A 17,453-nucleotide genomic window follows, 5' to 3' on the forward strand; every position below is an offset into this window, starting at 1 on the left:
GAAGGATGCGGGGTGGGCGGAGGTGGTGGCCCCGCTCGCTGACGATGGTATGGGCGCTGGAATCCCTGCCAGAATCCCTTGAGTGGGGGGTTTAACCCCTGATCATGACCCCAAAGCGAGGGTGAATCACGCGCGTTGTCCTCGAGATCGAGGACAACCGCGGGTGGTCGTGGTATAGCTCACGCCTGTTATTTGATCAGGCTGGAGATCTGGAAGATGGGCATGTAGAGCGCGATGACCATCCCGCCGATCACGACCCCGAGAAACGCGATCATGAGCGGCTCGATCATGGCGGTGAGCTGCTCGGTGGACGCCTGGACCTCCTGGTCGTAGAAGTCCGCGATCTTGTCGAGCATCGTCTCCAGTGAGCCGGAGTCCTCGCCCACGGCGATCATCTGCGTGACCATCGAAGGAAACACAGGGTGGTCCTGCAGGGGGCGGGCGATCGACTCGCCCTGCCGCACGGACTCCGCCACCGCCACGAGGGCGCGTTCTATCACGTAATTGCCGCTGGTCTCCCCCACGATGCGGATCGCTTGGAGGATCGGGACACCGGCCCCGATCATGTTCGAGAAGTTCCGGCTGAACCGGGCGATGGCGATCTTCTTGAGGAGCTTGCCGAAGACGGGCGTCTTCAGCTTGATGGGGTCGACGACACGCCTGACCCGCTCTTCGTGCTTGTTTCGGCTCCACCACCAGGCGAAGCCCACCACCAGAACGAGCAGCAGCGGTCCGAGCCACACCATGTTGTGCGACATCACGACCAGGATCTCCGTGGGCAGCGGGAGCTGGCCGCCCAGGCTCTTGAACATGTTGTCGAACACCGGGACGATGAACAGCAGCATGCCGACGACGGCGAGGACCGACATGATGAGGACGATCACGGGGTAGGTCAGAGCCGACTTGATCGTTCCTCGGAGCTTGACCTCCTTCTCGAAGTTGGTCGCAACGGAGTCGAGGGCCCCGTCGAGGAAGCCGCCGGTCTCGCCGGCGCGCACCATATTGACCATGAGCGGTGGGAAGACGTCGTCGTACTTCCGGAAGGCGTCCGAGAGGGCCGTGCCCGCCTCCACCTGCTCCGTGACGTCCACGAGGATCTTGGCGAGCTTCTTGTTCTCCGTCTGCTCGGACAACACGGTGAGGGTCTTCAGGAGCGACAGACCGGCGCCGATCATGGTGCTCATCTGTCGGCTCATGATGGCCAGGTCTTTGAGCTTGACCCCGGAGCCGAAGCCGAGGTTGATCTCCCGGTTCAGGCCGGTGGCGTCCGCCTCCGCGATGGCGATAGGAGAGAGTCCCATGACGCGCAGGCGCGCAGCGACCGCCCCCTCGCTGGCGGCGTCGATCCGGCCCTTGACGATGCGGCCCTCCGCATTGCGACCGCGGTACGCGTACGCCTGCAGGGTGGCCATCAGCGCACCACCTGGGAGTAGGAGTCGCCGTAATCGGGACCGCTCGCGGCGAACGCGCGCGCTGCCTGGTCCGTCGGCGAGTCGGTGCGCTGGATCAGCCGTCTGATGCCTTCGACGTCGTGCGCTTTCTCCAGCGCCGCAGCGTGAGTGATCTGGCCGCTGTTGACGAGATCGGCGAGGTGCTGGTCCATCGTGTGCATCCCCGATCCACGGCCCGCCTGCATCATCGAGCCGATCTGGTAGGTCTTGCCCTCACGGATGAGGTTGGCGATGGCGGGCGTCATGATCAGCACCTCGGTCGCGACGGCTCGGCCACGGCCCGATGCCCGTTTCACGAGTGTCTGGCAGATGACGCCCTGGAGGGTCGCGGCGAGCTGCGCGCGGACTTGCTGCTGCTGGTGGGGCGGGAACACGTCGATCACACGGTCGATGGTCTGCGGTGCGTCCTGCGTGTGGAGGGTGGCGAAGACCAGGTGGCCGGTCTCGGCCGCTGTCAGCGCGACGGAGATGGTCTCGAGATCGCGGAGCTCGCCGATCAGGATGACGTCGGGGTCCTGGCGGAGCACGTGCTTGAGCGCGTTGCCGAAGCTCCGGGTATCGTGGCCCACCTCGCGCTGGTTCACGATCGACTTCTTGTGCACATGCATGAACTCGATCGGGTCCTCGACCGTGACGATGTGATCGGCACGGGTCGAGTTCACCAGATCGATGAGTGCAGCCAGCGTCGTCGACTTGCCGGAGCCGGTCGGTCCGGTGACGAGCACGAGGCCGCGCGGGAGCTGTGACAGCTGACCGACGCTCTCCGGGACGCCCAGCTCGACGAGCCCCTTGATCTCGGTCGGGATGAGGCGGAACGCCGCGCCGACAGCGCCTCGCTGCTGGTAGAGGTTGACGCGGAAGCGCGAATTCGCCGAGATCGTGAAAGCGAAATCCAGCTCGAGTTCCCGTTCGAACGCGGCGCGCTCCCGTTCGTTCAGCAGACTGAAGAGGGCGGCGCGTGTTCGCTCGTGTCCCCACGGCTCGTGGGATCCCGCTGGAGTGAGCGAGCCGTCGACACGGATCATCGGCGCTGCGCCCACCGTCACGTGAAGGTCGGAGGCGCGCGAGGCGACGACGGTGCGGAGCGCCGCCACGAGTTCCGAATCCGCGGCACTGAGCGCCTCGCGTTCGGCGGGCGTCAGAGTGGAGGTGTCGTATTCGTCGGCGAGGCTGGTCGCCGACGGATCCGACACCTGCGGCGCCGACGCGGGTGGCGACGCCGGTAGCGGCTCCGCCTCCCTCGGTCCTGCCGCGAACCCGTGACGGCCGGCCGGCGACGGCGGGGCCTGCGTCACCGGAGGGGTGGCCGGCGCGGGGGTGGGCGACCACAGGTCGTCCGCGCGCGGAGCCACTACCGGGATCTCGTAGATCGGCCGGGGGTCGCCCGGTCCCGGGATCCCCCATCCGTCACTGCTGCCGTCCGTCGCCATGTGTCCTCCTAGGCCACCACTCGAATGATCTCGTCGACCGACGTCAGGCCGAGCTTGACCTTCTCCCAGCCGTCCTCACGAAGCGTGAGCATGCCCTGCTCCCTGGCCGCTCGTCCGATCTCCGCGCTGGATGCGCGCTCCACAGTCAGCCTTTCGATCTCCTCGGTGACCGCCATGACCTCGTGGACCGCGAGACGTCCGCGGTAGCCGGTGTTCGAGCATGCGGTGCAGCCGACCGGGCCGTAGATCAGGGGCGGCTCCCCCTCCGCGGTCATCGGGAAACGGAGGCGACGCAAGTCGTCGGCCGCGTACGACGCCGGACTCTTGCAGCGTTCGCACAGCCGGCGTGCGAGGCGCTGGGCGACCACGCAATCGAGCGCCGAGCCGACCAGGAACGGCTCGATCTCCATCTCGGTCAGCCGCGTCACGGCGCTCGGTGCGTCGTTGGTGTGCAGGGTCGAAAGCACGAGGTGGCCGGTCAGCGAAGCCTCGATGGCGATCTGCGCGGTCTCGTGGTCGCGGATCTCGCCGAGCAGCACGACGTCCGGGTCGCTGCGCAGAATGCTGCGCAGCGCACTGGCGAAGGTGAGCCCAGCCTTGGGATTGACCTGCACCTGGTTGATGCCGGGCATCCGGTACTCGACCGGGTCCTCCACCGTGATGACATTGATCTCCGGCTTCGAGACCGCGTTCAATGTCGTGTACAGAGTCGTCGACTTGCCGGAACCGGTCGGACCGGTCACCAGGATCATCCCGTACGGCTTGGTGTAGGCGGTGCGGAAGGTCTCGAGGTTGCGCTCGAGCAGGTTCAGGTCGGTGAGCGTCAGCGAGGTGTTGGTGTTGTCGAGGATGCGCATGACGACCTTCTCTCCCCACACGGTGGGAAGCGTCGCTACGCGCAGGTCGATCTGCCGTCCGCCGTGGACGACCGACATTCGCCCGTCCTGCGGCTTGCGGCGCTCGGCGATGTTGATGTCGCTCATGATCTTCAGTCGCGAGATCACGCCGTTCTGCACCGACTTGGGCGCGCTCTGCATCTCGTGGAGTACCCCGTCGATGCGGTAGCGGACGCGCAAGGCGTCTTCGCCCGGCTCGATGTGGATGTCGGACGCGCGGTCCTGGATCGCCTGGCTCACGATGAGGTTGACGAAGCGGACGATGGGCGCCTCGTCCTCCGGGGACTCCTCCATCGATGCGGCGGGGTCCTGCGCCGGTGCGGTCTCCTCCTCGAATGTGGTGGAGAGGTCGTTCAGTTCGTCGTCGGCGCGGATGTGGCGGTCGATGGCGGCTGCGAGGTCCGCGGGCTCGGCGACCACCACCTGGACGGGCATCCGCGCCGCGGCGCGGACGTCGTCGATCGCGAAGACGTCGCCCGGGTCGGCCATGGCAAGAATCAGCGTGCCCGCATCCAGGGCGATGGGCAGGACGGAATGCCGTCGGCAGATCGCACTGCTCACACTCGCGACGGCCGTGCGGTCGACCGGGTAGTCGACGAGCTCGACGAAAGCCACGCCCGCCTGCGCCGCCCGCGCATGAGCGAGCTGGGTGGACGTGATGACGCCCCGTTCGAGCAGATCGCGCGCGACGGTGTCGTCGGACATTGACGCCGAGACGGCGTCGAGGTATTCGATGGGCAGATGGCCGTGAAGGATGAGGATCTCGGTCATGGACGCCACGGGGACCTCCTCGGATAGGGATCCTGCCGAGCTTCGGGCGTCACGACAGGGCGCGCTTCGACCCGGATCTGCTCCGGGTCGAGGCGGGGCCTTGCCACAGTAACCGGCAGCGTGCCTGGGGAAACAGCCCCGCGAGAGGGTGCCCCACCGGTGGGGGCCACCCGATCGGGTGAAGCTGGCGCCCTCTCAGCCCAGCTTTCCGCGACGGCTCGCCAGGTACACGAGGATGCCGGCGACGACCGCGCAGCCCATCGTCGTCAGCCAGTACGGGAGGGTCGCGGCGGCGTGGCCGGAGACGGCCTGCGCGATGCCCACGACGAAGCTGACCACGGCGACCACCAGGAGCACGGCACCGAAGCCGAGCATGGCCCGCCCCGCGGTGTCCGTGTACTGCAAGAGCTGGCGCCACATGGTCCCATTCTCCCAGGTCGACCCCGCGAGATTTGCGCCAAATCGTCGTTATGGCGGCCGCATTACAGCGATTTGGCGCAAATCTCGCGGCGGCGGGGGCGAACGGCCCGGGAACGACGAAGGCCCCCGGCGCAGTGCGCCGGGGGCCTCGTCGTACGGGTACCTGCTTAGTTGTAGGTGCCCGGGGTGTAGTCGTCCGAGCTGAAGCTGTCGAAGTCGACGAAGCTCAGGTCGCTCTCGCTGAACGCGGAGTCGTCGGCGAAGATGCGGTTGGGGTACCGCTCCGCCTTGGCCTCCTCGGTCGCCTCCACAGAGACGTTCCGGTAGCGCGACAGACCCGTTCCGGCCGGGATGAGCTTACCGATGATGACGTTCTCCTTGAGACCGATCAGCGGGTCGGACTTGCCCTCCATGGCCGCCTGCGTCAGGACGCGGGTGGTCTCCTGGAAGGACGCGGCCGACAGCCACGACTCGGTCGCCAGCGAGGCCTTGGTGATACCCATGACCTCCTGACGGGCGGACGCCGTCTTCTTGCCCTCCTGCAGCGCAGCACGGTTGATCTCGTTGTACCGCGAACGGTCGACGAGCTCACCCGGCAGCAGGTCGGTGTCGCCGTGGTCGACGACGGTGACCTTGCGGAGCATCTGGCGGACGATGACCTCGATGTGCTTGTCGTGGATCGGCACACCCTGCGAGCGGTAGACGCCCTGCACGCCGCCCACCAGGTGCTTCTGCACCTCGCGGACGCCCTTGACCCGGAGGACCTCCTTCGGGTCGACGGTGCCGACGATCAGCTGCTGGCCGAGCTCGACGTGCTGCCCGTCCTCCACCAGGAGGGTCGAGCGCTTCAGCACCGGGTAGACGTGCGGCTCGTCGCCGTTGTCCGGGGTCAGGATGACCTTACGGGACTTGTCCGTCTCCTCGATGACGATGCGGCCGGCGGCCTCGGCGATCGGGGACGCACCCTTCGGGGTACGAGCCTCGAACAGCTCCTGGACGCGCGGCAGACCCTGGGTGATGTCGTCCGCGGAGGCCGAACCACCCGTGTGGAACGTACGCATGGTGAGCTGCGTTCCGGGCTCGCCGATCGACTGGGCGGCGATGATGCCGACCGCCTCGCCGATGTCCACCAGCTTGCCGGTCGCGAGCGAACGGCCGTAGCAGGCGGCGCAGACGCCGACCGCCGACTCACAGGTCAGCACGGAGCGGACCTTGATGTCGGTGACGCCGGCCGCGACCAGCTTGTCGATGAGCACGTCGCCCACGTCGTCGCCCGCCTTCGCGACCACGGTGCCGTCCGTGCCGACCGCGTCAGCGGCCAGCGTGCGGGCGAACACCGAGTTCTCGACGTTCGGGTCACGGGTGAGGGCGCCGTCCGCACCGACCGTTGCGATCGGCAGGTCGAGACCCTTGGTCGTGCCGCAGTCGTCCTCACGGATGATGACATCCTGCGAGACGTCCACCAGACGACGGGTCAGGTAGCCCGAGTCCGCCGTACGGAGAGCCGTGTCGGCCAGACCCTTACGGGCACCGTGCGTCGCGATGAAGTACTCCGCCACCGACAGCCCCTCGCGGTACGAGGAGATGATCGGACGAGGGATGATCTCACCCTTCGGGTTGTTCACCAGACCACGCATACCGGCGATGTTGCGGACCTGCAGCCAGTTACCACGGGCACCGGACGTCACCATGCGGTTGATGGTGTTGTCCGCCGGGAAGTTGGCGCGCATGGCCTCGGCCACCTCGTTGGTCGCCTCGGTCCAGATCTTCACCAGCTCCTGGCGACGCTCGAGGTCGGTCGTCAGACCCTTCTCGAACTCGGAGGTGATCTTGGCGGCCTTCTTCTCGTAGCCGGCCACGATCTGCGCCTTGTTCGGCGGGGTCAGGATGTCGCTCAGCGACACCGTGACGCCCGAGCGGGTGCCCCAGTAGAAGCCGGCGTCCTTGATCCGGTCGAGCGCCGCGGCGACCTCCACCTTCGGGTACCGCTCCGCGAGGGCGTTCACGATCGACGAGATCGTGCCCTTGTCGGCGACCTCCTCCACGTAGGGGTAGTCCGCCGGGAGCGTCTCGTTGAAGAGGGCGCGGCCCAGGGTCGTCTCCACGATGGCGGTGATCGGGGTGGCACCGGTGTCGGCCGCGTCGGACGGAACGTAGTTGTCCAGACGGATCTTCACCTTGGCGTTGAGGTGCAGCGTGCCCTGGTCCTTCGCGAGGATCGCCTCGGAGACCGAGGAGAACGCGCGACCCTCGCCCACAGCGCCCTCGCGGACGGTGGTGAGGTGGTGCAGACCGATGATCATGTCCTGCGAGGGCAGGGTGACCGGGCGGCCGTCCGACGGCTTCAGGATGTTGTTCGAGGCGAGCATCAGGATGCGGGCCTCGGCCTGAGCCTCCACCGACAGCGGCAGGTGCACCGCCATCTGGTCGCCGTCGAAGTCCGCGTTGAACGCGGCGCAGACGAGCGGGTGGAGCTGGATGGCCTTGCCCTCGACGAGCTGCGGCTCGAACGCCTGGATGCCCAGACGGTGCAGGGTAGGTGCACGGTTCAGCAGCACGGGGCGCTCGCGGATGATCTCCTCGAGCACGTCCCACACCTGCGGGCGCGAACGCTCCACCATCCGCTTCGCGGCCTTGATGTTCTGAGCGTGGCTCAGGTCGATCAGGCGCTTGATGACGAACGGCTTGAACAGCTCCAGAGCCATCTGCTTGGGCAGACCGCACTGGTGCAGCTTGAGCTGCGGACCCACGATGATGACCGAACGGCCCGAGTAGTCCACGCGCTTACCGAGCAGGTTCTGGCGGAAGCGACCCTGCTTGCCCTTCAGCATGTCGCTGAGGGACTTGAGGGCGCGGTTGCCGGTACCGGTTACGGGACGACCGCGGCGGCCGTTGTCGAACAGGGCGTCGACGGCCTCCTGCAGCATGCGCTTCTCGTTGTTCACGATGATCTCGGGAGCACCGAGGTCGAGCAGACGACGCAGGCGGTTGTTGCGGTTGATCACGCGGCGGTACAGGTCGTTCAGGTCGCTGGTGGCGAAACGGCCACCGTCGAGCTGGACCATCGGGCGCAGCTCCGGCGGGATCACCGGGACGACGTCGAGGACCATCGCGGCCGGCGAGTTGCCGGTCGCCAGGAACGACGAGACCACGCGCAGTCGCTTGATCGCGCGGATCTTCTTCTGGCCCTTGCCGTTGGCGATCTGCTCGCGGAGCAGCTCGGCCTCGGCGGTCAGGTCGAATGCCTGCAGGCGACGCTTGATCGCCTCGGCGCCCATGTAGGCCTCGAAGTACAGGCCGTAGCGGTCGACGAGCTCGTTGAAGTCCGCGTCCTCGGGCTTGAGGTCGCCGACCTTGAGGGTGCGGAACGACTCCCACACGCGCTCCAGGCGGGCGATGTCCTCGTCGAAGGACTTGCGGATCTGGCCCATCTCCTTCTCCGCCGTGTCCTTGACACGACGCTTCTGGTCGGCCTTCGCGCCTTCCTCCTCGAGCGCGGCGAGGTCGGTCTCGAGGCGCTGCAGACGCTCGGCGACGCGGGCGTCGCGCTGGTCGGACAGCGTCTTGATCTCGAGGCGCAGCTCGTTCTCAAGGCCGGGGAGGTCGGCGTGACGGCCGTCCTCATCCACCTCGATGACCATGTACGCGGCGAAGTAGATGACCTTCTCGAGGTCCTTCGGCGCCATGTCGAGCAGGTAGCCGAGACGGCTGGGCACACCCTTGAAGTACCAGATGTGCGTCACCGGGGCGGCGAGCTCGATGTGGCCCATGCGCTCACGACGGACGGAGGACTTGGTGACCTCCACGCCGCAGCGCTCACAGACGATGCCCTTGAACCGGACGCGCTTGTACTTGCCGCACGAGCACTCCCAGTCGCGGGACGGTCCGAAGATCTGCTCGCCGAAGAGTCCGTCCTTCTCCGGCTTCAGGGTCCGGTAGTTGATGGTCTCCGGCTTCTTGACCTCGCCATAGCTCCAACGACGGATGTCGTCAGCGGTGGCCAGGCCGATACGCAGCTCGTCAAAAGTTGTTGCGTCGAGCAATGTTCCTTCTCTCCTATGGAAGATTCGTCAGTAGGTCTGGCTGCCGCTTAGATCTCGTCGATCGACGACGACTCGAAGCGGGAGGAGATGTTGATGCCGAGCTCCTCCGCGGCGCGGAAGGCCTCGTCGTCCGAGTCGCGCAGGCTGACCGCCTGGCCGTCGGCCGACAGGACCTCCACGTTCAGGCAGAGGGACTGCATCTCCTTGATGAGCACCTTGAAGGACTCCGGGATGCCCGGCTCCTGGATGTTCTCACCCTTGACGATGGCCTCGTACACCTTGACGCGGCCGAGGATGTCATCCGACTTGATGGTCAGGAGCTCCTGCAGCGCGTACGCGGCACCGTAGGCCTCGAGGGCCCACACCTCCATCTCACCGAAGCGCTGACCACCGAACTGCGCCTTACCACCGAGCGGCTGCTGGGTGATCATCGAGTACGGACCGGTCGAACGGGCGTGGATCTTGTCGTCGACCAGGTGGTGCAGCTTCAGGATGTACATGTAGCCGACCGACACAGGGTCCGGGTACGGCTCGCCGGAGCGACCGTCGAACAGCTGCGTCTTACCGGAGGAGCCGATCAGGCGGTCGCCGTCGCGGGTCGGGAGGGTCGAGTCGAGCAGACCTGCGATCTCCTCCTCCTTCGCGCCGTCGAACACCGGGGTCGCGACCTTCGTGTTCGGCTCGGCCGAGAATGCGGCCTCGGGGAGCTCAGCGGCCCACTTCGGCTTGCCCTTGATCTCCCAGCCGTTCTTGGCGATCCACCCGAGGTGGATCTCCAGGACCTGACCGAAGTTCATTCGACCGGGGACACCCAGCGGGTTGAGGATGACGTCGACCGGGGTCCCGTCGGCGAGGAACGGCATGTCCTCGACCGGAAGGATCTTGGAGATGACGCCCTTGTTGCCGTGACGGCCGGCGAGCTTGTCACCCGCGGTGATCTTGCGCTTCTGAGCGATGTAGACCACCACGCGCTGGTTCACGCCGGAGCCGAGCTCGTCGTCGCCGTCCTGCGAGTCGAAGACCTTGACACCGATGACGGTGCCCTCCTCGCCGTGCGGGACCTTGAGGGAGGTGTCGCGCACCTCGCGGCTCTTCTCGTTGAAGATCGCGCGGAGCAGGCGCTCCTCGGCCGACAGCTCGGTCTCGCCCTTCGGCGTGACCTTGCCGACGAGGATGTCGCCGGGGCGCACCTCGGCGCCGATGCGGATGATGCCGCGCTCGTCGAGGTCGGCCAGGAGGTCCGGGCTGACGTTCGGGAGGTCGCGGGTGATCTCCTCCTTGCCGAGCTTGGTGTCGCGGGCGTCGACCTCGTACTCCTCGATGTGGATCGAGGAGAGGGTGTCGTCCTTCACCAGGTTCTGGCTGAGGATGATCGCATCCTCGAAGTTGTGACCCTCCCACGGCATGAACGCGACGAGCAGGTTCTTGCCGAGCGCGAGCTCGCCGTTCTCGGTCGCGGGACCGTCGGCGACGACCTCGCCCTGCTCGATGCGGTCGCCCTCGTCCACGATCACGCGGTGGTTGTAGGACGTGCCCTGGTTCGAGCGGTCGAACTTGCGCAGGTAGTAGGTCTGGTACGTGCCGTCGTCCGCCTGGACGGTGACCGCGTCGGCCGAGACCTCGGTGACGACACCGGACTTCTCGGCGGTGATCACGTCACCGGCGTCGATGGCCGCGTAGCCCTCCATACCGGTTCCGACGACCGGGCTCTCCGAGCGGAGCAGCGGCACCGCCTGGCGCTGCATGTTCGCACCCATGAGGGCTCGGTTGGCGTCGTCGTGCTCGAGGAAGGGGATCAGCGACGTACCGACCGACACCATCTGGCGCGGCGAGACGTCCATGTAGCCGATCTCCTCGGCGGGGATCAGGTCGACCTCGCCGCCCTTCTGACGGGCGAGGACGCGCTCCTCCACGAAGTGGCCGTTCGCGTCGAGCGGGGCGTTCGCCTGCGCGACGACGAAGTCGTCCTCTTCGGAGGCCGTGAGGTAGTCGATCTGGTCGGTGACCCGGCCGTCGACGACCTTGCGGTACGGCGTCTCGATGAAGCCGAAGGAGTTGATCCGCGCGAACGATGCGAGCGAGCCGATCAGACCGATGTTCGGGCCTTCCGGCGTCTCGATCGGGCACATGCGGCCGTAGTGCGACGGGTGGACGTCACGGACCTCGACGCCGGCACGCTCACGGCTCAGACCACCGGGGCCGAGCGCGGAGAGGCGACGCTTGTGGGTCAGACCCGCGAGCGGGTTGTTCTGGTCCATGAACTGCGACAGCTGCGACGTCCCGAAGAACTCCTTGATCGCCGCGACGACGGGTCGCACGTTGATCAGGGTCTGCGGCGTGATCGCCTCGATGTCCTGCGTGGTCATGCGCTCGCGGACGACGCGCTCCATGCGGGACAGACCGGTGCGGACCTGGTTCTGGATGAGCTCGCCGACGGCGCGGATACGACGGTTGCCGAAGTGGTCGATGTCGTCGATGTCGAGGCGGATGTCCGTCTCGACGCCGTTGCGGAGACCCTTGATCGTGGTCTGGCCGTCGTGCAGGGCGACCAGGTACTTGATCGTGGCGATGATGTCCTGGACGGTCAGCACCGACTCCGACAGCGGGGCCTCGAGGCCGAGCTTGCGGTTGATCTTGTAACGGCCGACCTTGGCGAGGTCGTAGCGCTTCGGGTTGAAGTAGAAGTTGTCGAGCAGCGCACGCGCGGCCTCGGCGGCGACCTGCTCGCCCGGACGCAGCTTGCGGTAGATGTCCTTGAGCGCCTCCTCCTTGGTGAGGATGGCGTCCTTCTCGAGGGTCAGCTCGATGGACTGGTACCCGGCGAACTCGGAGAGGATCTCCTCGCTGGTGAGGCCGAGGGCCTTCAGGAACACCGTGACCGACTGCTTGCGCTTACGGTCGATGCGGACACCGACCTGGTCGCGCTTGTCGATCTCGAACTCGAGCCACGCACCGCGGCTCGGGATCACGCGTGCCGAGAAGATGTCCTTGTCGGACGTCTTGTCGGGGGTGGCCTCGAAGTACACGCCCGGGGAGCGGACGAGCTGCGAGACGACGACACGCTCGGTGCCGTTGATGATGAAGGTGCCCTTCTCGGTCATGAGCGGGAAGTCGCCCATGAAGACCGTCTGGGTCTTGATCTCACCGGTGAGGTGGTTCATGAACTCGGCCTCGACGTAGAGCGGGGCAGCGTAGGTCTTGCCCTTCTCCTTGCACTCGTCGATCGAGTACTTCTTCTCCTCGAGGAACGGGTTCGTGAACGAGAGCTGCATGGTCTCGCCGAGGTCCTCGATGGGAGAGATCTCCTCGAAGATCTCCTCGAGGCCCGTGTTGGCGGGAAGATCCTGACGGCCCTGGGCCTCGGCTTCTGCGACGCGAGCCTTCCACGCGTCGTTGCCGACCAGCCAGTCGAAGCTCTCGGTCTGCAGTGCGAGCAGATCGGGAACGGTCAGGGTGTCCGTGATCTTGGCGAAGGAGAGTCGGGATGCGGCTCGTCCGTTCTTGGGTGTCTTGTCGGTGTTGGTTGCGTTGCGCGCAGCAGCCAAGGAAATAACCTCCGGGGCCCCGTCGGGCCAGTTACTGTCGGTCGTGTATCTATCAGGACGAGAACTCCCAGTCACGTCGCGCTGCCGTATCTGACCCGAAAGAACGGGCCCAGGCACACGCGGAGAAAGTCAGAGCCGACCGCAATATGAAGGCAGAAGTTTGACTGGGAGCGCAAAGAACAACTATATGTCAATCGGACGCGCCGTGTCCAGTCTTTTCTTGACCGGAGACACGTCCTGATGTATAACGCGACTCTCGCGGTGCTATTCCCGGGGCTCCCGGCCGGAGATCCGGCCGGATTCAGCGCTGGCGCGGGTGGTACGTCGGCAGGGTGTCGACGGTCGCGATGACAGCCTCTTCACGGGATCGCGGAGCCCAGCCGAGCACGGTGATCGCCTTCTGCGCGGTGGCGCGCCGTGCCGTCCCGATGTCGGGGAGGGAGTCGCGGACGCGGCGGCTGAACGGGGCGACCGCTCGCAGCATCCACTCGGGCATGAGCTTGGTGCTGACCCGTCGGCCTGCCGCCTCGCCGAGATGACCGCGGATGAGCAGCGCGACCTCCTGCGCCGACATGACCTCGCCGGCGATGGCGAGGAAACGCTGCCCGGCGGCCTGCGGCCGCGTCATGGCGAGGAGGTGGAGTGCGGCGACGTCGCGCACGTCGACGATGCCGAAGTGCACGTCGGGAAGGCGCGGGAGGCGTCCCTCCTTCACCAGGCGCACCAGTTCGACCGACGTCGAGATGTCCGGGCCGAGCACCGGGCCGAGGATGCCGACCGGGTTCACGGTGGCGAGCTCGAGGCCTCCGCCCTCCGCCGCGACGAAGGCCCACGCCGCGCGCTCGGCGATGGTCTTCGACTGCACGTACGGGCTCAGCCGGCGGCCGCTGTCGAGGTCGGTCCAGTCCTCCTCGGTGAAGGGCCGGTCGGTCGGCGGATGCCCGTAGCCGATCGCCGCGAAGGATGAGGTGAGCACGACGCGCTCGACGCCGCCGTCCCGGGCGGCACGCAGCACACGCAGGGCGCCGTCGCGCGCCGGGACGATCAGGTCGTCCGCGTCCTTCGGCTGGGAGGAGGGGAACGGCGAGGCGACGTGCAGGACGAACCTGCAGCCGGCGACGGCGTCGGCCCATCCGTCGTCGGAGGTCAGGTCGGCGATGGCGAACTCGAGCCGGTCGCCCGGGTCGTCGACGCCGCCGGCCGCGAGCTGCTGCCGGACGTCCGCGGCCCGCGCGGGTGTGCGGATCGTGGTGCGCACCCGGTAGCCGGCGTCGAGCAGCGCGAGGATGCAGTGCGCGCCGAGGAATCCGGAGCCGCCGGTCACGAGCACCAGGTCGGCCGGCGGGGTGGAGGGCGGCGTTGCCGCGTTCGGGTCGCTCACTCCCCCATCCTTCCCCGGGGGCGTGCCGTTGGGAAGCGGGGCGGGCGGCCCGTCAGGAGCGGACGAGCGCGATCGCCTGCGCGCGGTCGCGCACGGCGAGCTTGGCGAAGATCGCGTTGATGTGCGTCTTGACCGTCGCGACGCTGACGAAGAGGGTGCGCGCGATCTCGGCGTTGCTCAGTCCGTCGCCGATCAAGGCGAGCACCTCGGCCTCGCGACGCGTCAGCGAGGGGAAGCGGGCGAGCAGGGCGCCTGCCGCATCCACCTCGGTGACCGGAGCGGGCGCAGCGCCGGTGAGCGCGCCGATGACCCGGGCGCCGACCTCCGGAGCAAGCGTCGTCTGCCCGCTGGCGACGGCACGCACGGCCGCGGCGAGCTCGGCTCGGCCGGCGTCCTTCGTCAGATAGCCGCGCGCCCCCGCACGCAGCGCACCGACGATCGACTCGTCGTCGGCGTACGTGGTGAGGATGAGCACCGCGGTCTCCGGTGCGACCTCGCGCACGCGGGCGGTCGCCCCCGCGCCGTCGAGCACCGGCATCCGGAGGTCCATGAGCAGGACATCGGGATGCGCGGCCACGGCGAGCGCGACCGCCTCCTCGCCGTCGGCGGCCTCGCCGACCACCTCGATGTCGGGCAGCAGGCCGAGCACGGTGACCAGGCCGTCGCGGATGATCGCCTGGTCGTCGGCGACCGCGACCCGGATGCGCGCCTCGCCGGTCACCGCAGCATCGCCTCCGCCGTCAGGACGAACCGGCCGTCGACCGCTGCGGCCTGAACCGAGCCACCGGACGGCAGCGCAGCGAAGCGCTCGCCCATCCCCTCGAGCCCGTAGTGGCCGCCGGATGCGGCGAGCGCCGACACCGGGGATCCGACCGCGCCGGCGGGGGTCGCCGGGAGCGGATTGGAGACGATGAGGCGCACGCGGTCATCCTGCCAGACCAGCTCGGCCGCGACGGGTTGGCCGGGCGCATGCTTTCGGGCGTTGCTCAAGGCCTCCTGAAACGCGCGCTGCAACGCCTCGGCCTGCTGCGCGGTGAGGTCCGTGCCGGCGCCCGTCACCCGGAGATCCGCCCGCCCGCCGAGCGAGCGGTGCGCCGCGATCAGGTCGTCCAGGGCCGCCCGGAGCGCGGCGGCCGGCACCGGTTCCGCGCCGGCGGGCTCCGGGTCGCGCAGGGCGGCGACGGCGCGACGGGCCTCACCGAGCCCGTCGGCGGCCAGGCCGCGGGCGGCGACCACCCGCGAGCGGGCGCCGTCGGTGTCGCCGGACTCGAGGAGCGCATCCACCGCATCCAGCTGGATGACGAGCCCGCCGAGGCTGTGCGCCAGGACGTCGTGGAGGTCGCGTGCGATGGCGATGCGCGACGCCTCCTCCTTCATCGCGACCGCGCGCTCGCGGAGGAGAACCGCCTGCTCCTCCGCCACCCGGAACTGCCGCCGGCTGAGACCGGCGAAGACGCCCAGCAGCATCCCGCCCATCATGCCGAGGAGGTTCGGGATGTCGGTCCCGCTGGGGACGGCGCCGACCGCGACCAGGGCGATGCCGACGCCGCCGACGAGCAGTCCGAGCCACAGCGGATCCCGTGGGTCGCCCAGTACGACGAGCACGCCGATCGCGGCGGGGACGACCGTGAGACCGTCCGTGGGCGCCGCGACCAGCGCGCCGACGACAACGACGACCACCGCGCAGGCGAAAGCGGTGCGACGGAGTCCGGCCTTCGCCAGCGCGCTGCGCACCACCCACAGCACCACGGAGATCAGCCCGAGGACGAGCACCCACACCGGGCGATGCTCGGTGTGGGTACGGATCAGCGCGTAGCCGATGGCCCCGGCGCCGACGGCAGTCAGGGCCAGGGCGAGCCAGCTGGGGCGGACGGAGACGTTCACTCGACCATCATGCTGCCCGAGGCCTCCGCGCGCCGCCGGTTCACGCGGCGAGGGCGGCGTGACGGTCGAGGCGCGCGGCGAACACCGCGGTGCGGGCGAGCCGGTTCGCCGCGAAGACCAGCAGGATGATGCCGGTCGCGGCCACCAGGTGCGACCCGGCCTGGGCTGCGAGCACGTCCACCCCGACACGGACCGCGATGACGGCCACCCACAGCACCAGACCGAACACGCCGGTGCGCGACTCGTAGACGGCCACCTCGGACGGGTTCTTGCCGACGACCGGCTCGGGCAGGCGGCGGAAGTGGGCGATCCCGCCGATCCACGCACCGATGGCGAGGGAGAGCACGACCTCGCCGGCGACCACCGCGATGTCGAGCGGGGTGATGGTCGTCGGCTTCACCTGCTGCACGAGTTGCACCGCGCCGACGACGGCGAGGATGACGGGCATCCGCCACATCTTCGCGACCACCACGGGCCGCCAGGTCAGCTGCCGGTAGCCGACCCATCCGATGAGCAGCAGGATGAGGAGAGCGTTGCCGAGGGTCTGGACGGTCATGATCGCCTTTCGGAAGAGCGGATGCTGGGCGGAGCCTGGCCGGAGTATCCGGCACCACTCCAGCGTCGCGTCCCGCCGTTCCGGGCGGCACCGCCTGCGGGTGGAGGCCGGGTGGAGATCGCAGGTGGAGGTCACGCGTGGAGATCGCGGCGCTTCTGTGCGCATCCACCGCGACTAGGCTGCCGGTGTGTCTCCGAACCCGACCCCCCAGAACCCCTCGGTCGTCCTCTCGGAGAGCGGCTACCTGGCGACCGTTGAGCCCGACCGGTTCGTGCCCGGCGCCTACCAGCTCGTCGTCGACGGCACCCCGCAGTCGCACGTCAACCTCGACGACCCGTCCCAGCTCTTCTTCGAGTACATCCAGCGGATGGGCAACGTCATCGACCTGATCGGCGACCCCGGCCAGCCCATCACGGCCGTGCACCTCGGGGCGGGTGCGCTGACACTTCCCCGGTACATCGCCTACACGCGCCCCGGTTCGCGGCAACAGGTCGTCGAACTGGAGAGCCGACTGGTGGACCTGGTGCGCGAGCAGCTCCCGCTCCCCCGGTACGCCCAGATCCGCATCCGCCACGGCGACGCGCGCGAGGTCGTCGGCAAGCTGCCGAACGGCTTGCGCGGCGAGGTCGATCTGCTGGTGGTGGACATCTTCAGCGGGTCGCGCACGCCCGCCCACGTCACGAGCGCCGAGTTCTACCGCTCGGCGGTCTCGCTGCTCAAGCCGGACGGCATCGTGCTCGTGAACGTCGCGGACGGACCGCCGCTCAGCTTCGCCCGCAGCCAGGTGTCGACGCTCGGCTCGGTCGTCGAGAATGTCGCCGCGCTCGCCGAGACCCAGGTGCTGAAGGGCCGTCGCTTCGGGAACGTGGTGCTCGTCGGATCGAACTCGCCGCTCCCCCTGGAGTGGCTGCCGCGCCTGCTGGCGAGCGGGCCGCATCCCGCGAAGGCCGTGGCGGGCGAGGAGCTGCGGACGTTCGCCGCGGGCGCGCCGATCGTGACCGACGCGACCAGCGTGCCGTCGCCGCCTCCCGCGCGCAGCATCTTCCAGACGGGCACGCGCCGTGACTGAGCGCGCT

The 17,453-nt window shown here is 68.2% G+C and carries 11 protein-coding genes; 1 reads left to right on the forward strand and 10 read right to left on the reverse strand.

The features are described from left to right. Positions 1-188: 188 nt before the first annotated feature. The 10 genes from ABIC47_RS02265 to ABIC47_RS02310 form a co-directional block, all read right to left on the reverse strand. Positions 189-1,412: a type II secretion system F family protein gene (locus ABIC47_RS02265; RefSeq protein WP_354476785.1), complete on the reverse strand. Its 1,224-nt coding sequence runs from the start codon at positions 1,410-1,412 to the stop codon at positions 189-191. Further along, positions 1,412-2,881 carry a type IV pilus twitching motility protein PilT gene (locus tag ABIC47_RS02270; RefSeq protein WP_354476787.1) on the reverse strand — a complete coding sequence of 490 codons (1,470 nt, stop codon included), beginning with the start codon at positions 2,879-2,881 and terminating at the stop codon, positions 1,412-1,414. Before ABIC47_RS02270 ends, ABIC47_RS02265 begins: the two co-directional genes overlap by 1 nt. Positions 2,882-2,889: 8 nt before the next feature. Next, complete coding sequence (locus ABIC47_RS02275) at positions 2,890-4,557, reverse strand: GspE/PulE family protein (RefSeq protein WP_354476789.1); 1,668 nt, start codon at positions 4,555-4,557, stop codon at positions 2,890-2,892. A 186-nt stretch (positions 4,558-4,743) separates the two neighbouring features. Continuing rightward, complete coding sequence (locus tag ABIC47_RS02280) at positions 4,744-4,968, reverse strand: hypothetical protein (protein WP_018191994.1); 225 nt, start codon at positions 4,966-4,968, stop codon at positions 4,744-4,746. A gap of 167 nt (positions 4,969-5,135) precedes the next feature. Continuing rightward, positions 5,136-9,011 carry a DNA-directed RNA polymerase subunit beta' gene (gene rpoC / locus ABIC47_RS02285; protein ID WP_018191995.1) on the reverse strand — a complete coding sequence of 1,292 codons (3,876 nt, stop codon included), beginning with the start codon at positions 9,009-9,011 and terminating at the stop codon, positions 5,136-5,138. A 47-nt stretch (positions 9,012-9,058) separates the two neighbouring features. Next, complete coding sequence (gene rpoB, locus ABIC47_RS02290; RefSeq protein WP_018191996.1) at positions 9,059-12,556, reverse strand: DNA-directed RNA polymerase subunit beta; 3,498 nt, start codon at positions 12,554-12,556, stop codon at positions 9,059-9,061. A gap of 301 nt (positions 12,557-12,857) precedes the next feature. Next, entirely contained in the window at positions 12,858-13,937 is a 1,080-nt protein-coding gene (locus ABIC47_RS02295; protein ID WP_354476792.1) for an SDR family oxidoreductase, read from the reverse strand. 52 nt (positions 13,938-13,989) lie between these two features. Continuing rightward, positions 13,990-14,658, reverse strand: a complete 669-nt coding sequence (locus ABIC47_RS02300) for a response regulator (RefSeq protein WP_354476794.1) — start codon at positions 14,656-14,658, stop codon at positions 13,990-13,992. Then, on the reverse strand, positions 14,655-15,821 hold the full coding sequence (locus ABIC47_RS02305) for a sensor histidine kinase (protein ID WP_354476796.1): 1,167 nt from the start codon (positions 15,819-15,821) through the stop codon (positions 14,655-14,657). Before ABIC47_RS02305 ends, ABIC47_RS02300 begins: the two co-directional genes overlap by 4 nt. Positions 15,822-15,861: 40 nt before the next feature. Continuing rightward, the gene (locus ABIC47_RS02310; protein WP_018192000.1) at positions 15,862-16,377 is read right to left on the reverse strand and encodes a hypothetical protein; all 516 of its coding nucleotides are present in this window, start codon (positions 16,375-16,377) and stop codon (positions 15,862-15,864) included. 187 nt (positions 16,378-16,564) lie between these two features. Here ABIC47_RS02310 and ABIC47_RS02315 point away from each other — a divergent pair, with 187 nt between their 5' ends. Then, positions 16,565-17,446 (forward strand): spermidine synthase, encoded by an 882-nt coding sequence (locus ABIC47_RS02315; protein ID WP_354476798.1) that lies wholly within the window; start codon positions 16,565-16,567, stop codon positions 17,444-17,446. Positions 17,447-17,453 lie beyond the last annotated feature (7 nt).

The sequence above is a fragment of the Leifsonia sp. 563 genome (genome assembly GCF_040545055.1).
In the GTDB taxonomy this organism is placed as follows: domain Bacteria; phylum Actinomycetota; class Actinomycetes; order Actinomycetales; family Microbacteriaceae; genus Leifsonia.